The following is a 6,710-nucleotide window of genomic DNA, read 5'->3' as shown; positions in this document are numbered from 1 at the left end:
TCCGCCCGGGATCGACAGGCATGGCCTGGTCGAGGGGCTCTCCAGTCACCTGGAGGACGTCGTGGGCTCCTCGTGGGGGATGCCCTACTCCTTCGGGGACGCGCGACGCGTCCGCCCGGCCCTCCGCGGCTGTCGGGCGGCCCCGGAGCGGGCACCGGCGCCCGGGCGGCACCCTCCCGGCGCCGCGCGGGGCCGCCCGGGAGCCACCGGACCGGCAGCGCGTCCCGGCCGTCAGCCCTCGGACGCCTCCAGCAGCGTGCGCAGCCGGGTGGTGCGGTCCTGGGCGGGGGACTCGGCCACGGCGCGGGGCAGGGCCTGATCGACGCCGTGCACCACGGACAGATGCCGCTCCCCCCGGCCGAACGCGGTGTAGACCCACGGGCGGCTCAGCCCCTGAGCCGCGTCACCGGGCAGCACGACGACGACCGCGGGCCACCGCATCCCCGCCGCCTGGTGGGCGCTGAGCGCCCAGGCGTGCCGGACGGTGCCGGCCACCCGCTCCTGCGGTACGACCACGGGGCTCCCCGCACAGTCCAGGCGCAGGCCCTCGGCGTCGGCCGAGACGACCACCCCGGGCACGGTCCTGCCCGGCGCGGGGACATGGGCCACCCTGTCCCCGGGATCGAAGCCGCCGAAGCGTCCCGGGCCCGGGTTGAGCCGCTGCTTGAGCGCCTCGTTCAACGCCCGGGTGCCCGCCGAGCCGCCGTGGCCGACGGTGATGACCTGGGTGTCCGAGGACGGCACCCCGATGGCGCGCGGGACGGAGTCGGCTACCAGCTGCACCGTGCGGTGCACGGCCTCGCCCGCGTCGCGCACGGGAACGATCACGACCTCCTTGCCCGGCGCCTCCACCTGGTTCAGCTCCCCGACGCCGATGCCGGAGACCAGCTCGCCGATGGGGCCCGGGTCCGGGGTCCGGGAGACGGTCTGGGGGCAGGCGCGGGCGGCCAGCACATCGGCGAACACCCGCCCCGCACCGGCCGACCCCAGCACGCCCGGATCGCCGCTGAGCACCAGACGGGTGCCGTCGGCCAGGGACTCCACCAGCATCGCGCCGGTCTCGACGTCCAGCTGCGGGGCGTCCAGCACGACGAGCAGGTCGAGGGCGAGCGCCCCCTCCTCGTCCCGCCCCGGGCCCTCCGCGCCGGAGAGCAGCCCGGCGAGCGTGACGGCCGCCGCGGGGTCGCCCACCGCCCCGGCGAGCCGCTGCCGGCCGTCCACGCTGTGCGTGGCGCCCAGCGCCCGCAGACCGAGACCGCGGGCGGCGGCGATCAGCGCCGCGGGTTCGGCCCGCGCCGCCTCGCCACCCGTGTGCGCGACGAGGCCATGGGCGGCGCAGGCGCGGATCAGTTCGGCGGCCGAGGGAGAGGGGGCCGCGGAGGCGGCGTCCGACCAGTCGGCGTCCTTCTCGCAGGCGTTGACCAGCCGGGCGAGACCGTCGGCGAGGCTCTCCTCCGCCAGCGCGTACCGGTCGAGCCCGAGGAGCACCCGCACCGGCTCCCGTCCGTCCGCGGGCTCCGCGTCCTCGTCGCTCCCGCCGCTCGCCTCGCCCTCCCCGTCCTCGCCGGTCTCCTCCTGCGGGCCGTCCTGGAAGACCAGGACGACACCCTCGGCGATGGCGTGCTGCACCGCGGCGCCGGGGTCGGTCACCGCCCGCCCGGCGAGCGCGGCGCGCACCTGCTCCGCGTCCAGCGCGGTGTGGCCCTGCAGCGCGGCACGCTCCAGCAGCCAGCCCACCAGGGCGGCGGTGCGCCGCTCGTCGTCGGGCCCGCAGCCGGCGCCCAGCAGTGCCCGGGCGAAGCCGTCGGCCTGCTCGGGGCCGACGCCGGGGAGGGACAGCAGCTGCCAGGGGTCCTCCCGCAGGGCCTCGTCGGCCTGCGCGCCCAGCACGGCGGCCGCGGGGCCCGCCAGGGCCGGTGGAGCCCCTCCCTCGGCCAGCACGGCCGCCACGGCGGCGACGGTCTCCGGCGGCGCGCCCGGGGACGGGCGGGCGGGCTCGGGGGCCCGTTCACGGACCGGCGCCGACGGGGGGACGCTCCGCCGGGCCGGGGACGGGGCGGGGGAGTCGAAGAACGCGGCGCCGGGCTTCTCGCCGCTCTCCACGGCCCGCACGGCCGCCAGCAGATCGGCCGCCGGGCCGCTCAGCTTCGTGCCGGCGGCGATGGGGCCCTCCTTCTCGGCCTTGCGCTTCTCGATCCGCTCCCGCAGCTCGCGCTGGGCGGCCAGCTCCGCCTCCGCCTCGGACAGCGCGGCGGCAGCGGTGGCGTCGCCCTCGCCGGTCCCGGCCGCGCCTTCGGCGGTGTCCTCGGAGGCCGCGGGCCCGTCCGCCCCTTCCTGGTCCTCGGCCGTCCCGCCCTCGTCGGCCCCCGCGGCGGCCTCCTCGGCGGGTGCGGGCGCGGTGGTGGGCTCGTCCGCGACGACGTCGTCGCCGGTGGCCGAGGGGCCGGGGGATTCCCCCCGGGGAAGCGCAGTCACAGCGTGCTCCAGTCCTGGTCGGGATAGCGGTGCACGGGCGCCGACACGTCGTCGAGCGCCTGGCAGATCTCGTCAGGAAGACTAAGCGCCTCCACTGACAATGCCTCCGTGAGCTGCCGCGCGTTGCGCGCGCCGATGACCGGGGCCACGACTCCCGGCCGGTCCCGCACCCAGGCCAGTGCCACCTGGAGCGCCGTGGTGGCCAGTCCCTCGGCCGCCGTCGCCACGGCGTGCACGATGCGGCTCGCCTGGTCGTCGAGATACGGCTCGACGAAGGGGGCCAGCAGCTCGGAGGCGCCGCGCGAGTCCGCCGGGGTCCCCGTGCGGTACTTGCCGGTCAGCACGCCCCGGCCCAGGGGTGAGGACGGCAGCAGCCCCACACCGAGGTCGAGCGCGGCGGGCAGCACCTCGCGCTCCACGCCCCGCTGCAGCAGGGAGTACTCCATCTGCGTACTGGCCAGCCGGGTCCGCACCCCCGGTGAGGCGAGCTGCCAGGTCGCGGCCTTCGCCAGCTGCCAGCCGCAGAAGTTGGACACGCCCGCGTACCGGGCGCGTCCGCTGGAGACCGCGATGTCCAGCGCCTGGAGCGTCTCGTCCAGCGGAGTCATGGGGTCGAAGGCGTGGACCTGCCACAGATCCACGTACTCCGTGCCGAGCCGGGCCAGCGAGGCGTCCAGGGCGGCCAGCAGATGTCCGCGCGAGCCGTTGAACCTGCGGTACGGATCGGCGACGCTGCCGGCCTTGGTCGCGATGACCAGATCGTGCCGCGGCACGAGGCCCCCGACGAGCTGCCCGAGCAGATACTCGGCCTCCCCGCCGCCGTACACGTCCGCCGTGTCGACCAGGGTGCCTCCCACCTCCCAGAAGGCCTTCAGCTGCTCGGCAGCGTCGTGCTCGTCGGTGTCCCGGCCCCAGGTGAGGGTGCCGAGCCCGATCCTGGACACGCGAAGGCCGGTGCGGCCGAGATGCCTCTGCTCCATGGGCGCTGAGATTACTGGCCAGAGCTCCACGCGTCGCAGGCCTGTGGACAACCGGGGCCGTGGTGGCCCCTGCCGGATCGCCTTCCCGCGCGCTAGAGTCCGGGACACAGGGACGTTACTGATCAGTAAGGGGAGCGGCTATGCGGCTCGGCATCAATCTCGGTTACTGGGGTGCGGGAATGGACGGCGACAACCTCGCCGTCGCGCAGGAGGCCGACCGCCTCGGCTACGACGTCTGCTGGGCGGCCGAGGCGTACGGCTCCGACGCGCCGACCGTGCTGTCCTGGGTGGCCGCGCAGACCGAGTCCATCGACGTCGGCTCCGCCATCATGCAGATCCCGGCGCGTCAGCCCGCGATGACGGCCATGACCGCGGCGACCCTCGACTCCCTCTCCGGCGGCCGCTTCCGCCTCGGCCTCGGGGTGTCCGGACCGCAGGTCTCCGAGGGCTGGTACGGCGTGAAGTTCGACAAGCCGCTCGCCCGCACCCGGGAGTACGTCGAGATCGTCCGCAAGGCCATGGCCCGCGAGCGGCTGTCGTACGAGGGACAGCACTGGACGCTCCCGCTGCCCGGCGGTCCGGGCAAGCCGATCAAGCTGACCGTCCACCCGCAGCGCGAGCACATCCCGCTGTACATCGCCGCGATCGGGCCGAAGAACCTGGAGCAGACCGGTGAGATCGCCGACGGCGCCCTGCTGATCTTCCCCTCCGCGGACCACCTCGAGGACACCGCGATGCGGCACCTGCGGGCGGGGCGCGAGAAGGCCGGCAAGACCATGGACGGCTTCGACGTCTGCCCGACGATGCCGCTCGCCCTGGGCGACGACCTGCCGGGCCTCGCCGACATGTTCCGGCCCTACACCGCGCTGTACGTCGGCGGCATGGGCAGCCCCAAGCAGAACTTCTACAACCAGCTCGCCCAGCGCATGGGATACGAGAAGGAAGCCGCCGAGATCCAGGAGAAGTACCTGTCCGGCGACAAGGCCGGTGCGGCCGCCGCGGTTCCGCACCAGCTGATCGACCAGACCACGCTCCTGGGATCGGTGGAGCGGATCGCCGACCGGATGCAGGCGTACGCGGCCGCCGGCGTCACGACCCTGACCCTCGCCCCCGCCGGCTTCACGCTCGACGAGCGGATCGCCGCCCTGCGGGCCGGCACGGACGCGCTGGAGCGCTCCGGGCTCGCCTAGGGGGCGTCCGGCGGCACTACGGCCGTGGTGGGGGCTCGGGGGTCCTCCCCGCCACGGCCGTCACGGGGAACAACGCGGGCGGCGCGGTGGGGTTACGGGCCGTGCGGAAACGGTTCGCCGGGGGTGCCGCCCGAGGGGCGGGTCCCCCGTACGGCCCAGCGGGGGAGTGCTCCTGTTGCCCGCCGGAGCCAGGCGCATTTGACTGGCGCTCGGCGGACGCCGGCACGGAGGTGGCAGTGATGCTCTCGGCAAAGAACCTGTTCCAGGAGATTCTCGACGACGACGAGTCCTTCCGGCTGTTCTGCTCCATCGCCGCCAGCGGCGAGTCCCAGGGCGGCTGGGAGAACGGCCGCATCGCCGCGCTCGTGCCCGCGAGCCAGCGCGCCCTCGCCCCGAAGATCGCGCGGCACGGCGCCGACGAGGACAAGCACGGGCGGATCTTCGACGCCCTGCTGAGGAAGCGCGGTCTGACGGCGGTCCCGGTCCCGCACGAGACCGACTACACGATGCTGCTGGAGAAGCGGGGCATCGGACTCGCCCACGAGCAGCTCGGGCGCGAGGAACCGCTCACCGAGCGCGACATCATCACGTACCTGGCCCACAGCCGGGTGACCGAGCAGCGTGCCTCCGAGCAGATGCGGCTGCTCCGCAGGTACTTCGCCGACCACCCCGACCTGGGCCGCGCGGTGAAGATGATCTCGAACGACGAGGACAACCACCTCGCCTACTGCCACGAGGAACTCCTGCGCTTCGCGGCGGCCGGGCACGGCAGGACGATCCAGCACCTCCTGCGGGAGTGCGCCCTCGCCGAGATCCGGGTGTACCGCGACGTCAGCCTCGCGGTGATGGATCACATGGGCCGCGTCCTCGGCTGGTCCCGGGCGAAGGCCGCCGTGCTGGCGGCGGGGATCCACGCCGCCCACGCGTACGAGCGGCTCTTCGGCTGGCGGCGCATGGTCAGCCTGACGCCCCCCGAGCGGCGCGACGCGCTGGGCGGACCGGCCGTAGCGGCGTCCGAGTTCGCCTGAGGGGCCTTTCCGGCGCCCGCCGCCGCGGCCGTCAGAGCCAGCCGCGGCGCTTGAACTGGCGGTACAGGCCGACGACGACGCCCGCCATCAGCAGCAGGACCGCCGGATACGCCCAGACCCACCGCAGTTCCGGCATGTGCTCGAAGTTCATGCCGTAGATCCCCGCGACCATGGTCGGCACGGCGGCCATCGCCGCCCAGGCCGAGATCTTGCGCATGTCGTCGTTCTGCCGCACCCCCATCTGCGCCAGATGCGCGGACAGGATGTCGGAGAGCAGCCGGTCCAGCCCCTCCACCTGCTCGTTGGCGCGCGTCAGATGGTCCTGGACGTCCCGGAAGAACGGCTGGGAGCGCTCATGGACGAACGGCACCCCGGCGCTCGCCAGCCGGGCCATCGGAGCGGTCAGCGGGACCGTCGCCCGGCGGAACTCCAGCACCTGGCGCTTGAAGGTGTAGATGCGGGCCGCGGTGTTCTTGGAGTCGCCGGTCCCGGTCGGCGCGAAGACCCGCGTCTCCAGCTCCTCCAGGTCGACCTGGAGCTCACCCGCGACATCGATGTAGTGGTCCACGATCGCGTCGCTGATCGCGTAGAGGACCGCCGTGGGACCGTGCTTGAGCACCTCGGACTCGGCCTCCAGCCGGCGGCGGACCGCGGCCAGGGGCGCGCCCTCGCCGTGCCGGACCGTCACCACGAACGAGTCGCCTATGAACACCATCAGTTCGTCCGCGCTGACGGTGTCGCTCTCGTGCTCGTACACGATCGGTTTGATCACCGCGAACAGGGAGTCGTCGTACACCTCCAGCTTCGGCCGCTGGTGTGCGGCGAGCGCGTCCTCCACCGCGAGTGGGTGCAGCCCGAACTCGCTGCTGACCAGGTCGAACTCCTTCTCCGTCGGCTCGTGCAGGCCGATCCAGAGGAACGCGTCGCCGCTGGCCCTCGCCTCGTCGAGGGCATCGGAGAAGTCGGCGGGGCCGTCGGTGCGGCGTCCGTCGCGGTAAATGGCACAGTCCACGATCACGCGCGCATTCTTCCCTGCC

5 protein-coding genes are annotated in these 6,710 nt (G+C 74.2%); 2 read left to right on the top strand and 3 right to left on the bottom strand.

Going from position 1 to position 6,710, the window contains the following annotated elements:
• Positions 1–231: 231 nt before the first annotated feature.
• Positions 232–2,475, bottom strand: a complete 2,244-nt coding sequence (locus ABZ454_RS37815; RefSeq protein ID WP_359543985.1) for a helix-hairpin-helix domain-containing protein — start codon at positions 2,473–2,475, stop codon at positions 232–234.
• Complete coding sequence (locus ABZ454_RS37810) at positions 2,472–3,455, bottom strand: aldo/keto reductase (protein ID WP_356324367.1); 984 nt, start codon at positions 3,453–3,455, stop codon at positions 2,472–2,474. Before ABZ454_RS37810 ends, ABZ454_RS37815 begins: the two co-directional genes overlap by 4 nt.
• A gap of 140 nt (positions 3,456–3,595) precedes the next feature.
• Between ABZ454_RS37810 and ABZ454_RS37805 the strand changes: the two genes are divergently transcribed.
• Together ABZ454_RS37805 and ABZ454_RS37800 are read left to right on the top strand one after the other, a co-directional pair.
• On the top strand, positions 3,596–4,645 hold the full coding sequence (locus ABZ454_RS37805) for an LLM class F420-dependent oxidoreductase (RefSeq protein WP_359543984.1): 1,050 nt from the start codon (positions 3,596–3,598) through the stop codon (positions 4,643–4,645).
• A 239-nt stretch (positions 4,646–4,884) separates the two neighbouring features.
• Positions 4,885–5,673, top strand: coding sequence for a ferritin-like domain-containing protein (locus ABZ454_RS37800; protein WP_359543983.1), 789 nt, complete (start codon positions 4,885–4,887; stop codon positions 5,671–5,673).
• Between the two features lie 31 nt (positions 5,674–5,704).
• Here ABZ454_RS37800 and corA read toward each other — a convergent pair whose 3' ends face one another.
• Complete coding sequence (gene corA / locus ABZ454_RS37795) at positions 5,705–6,691, bottom strand: magnesium/cobalt transporter CorA (RefSeq protein WP_356324361.1); 987 nt, start codon at positions 6,689–6,691, stop codon at positions 5,705–5,707.
• Positions 6,692–6,710: the final 19 nt, after the last annotated feature.

The organism is Streptomyces sp. NPDC005803 (assembly GCF_040630435.1).
Classification (GTDB): Bacteria; Actinomycetota; Actinomycetes; order Streptomycetales; family Streptomycetaceae; genus Streptomyces.
This window is presented reverse-complemented; position numbering and strand designations above follow the sequence as displayed.

Coding starts and splice junctions, on each gene's coding strand:
- ABZ454_RS37800 (WP_359543983.1), top strand. CDS start 4,885: ATGCTCTCGGCAAAGAACCTGTTCCAGGAGATTCTCGACGACGACGAG.
- ABZ454_RS37810 (WP_356324367.1), bottom strand. CDS start 3,455: ATGGAGCAGAGGCATCTCGGCCGCACCGGCCTTCGCGTGTCCAGGATC.
- ABZ454_RS37805 (WP_359543984.1), top strand. CDS start 3,596: ATGCGGCTCGGCATCAATCTCGGTTACTGGGGTGCGGGAATGGACGGC.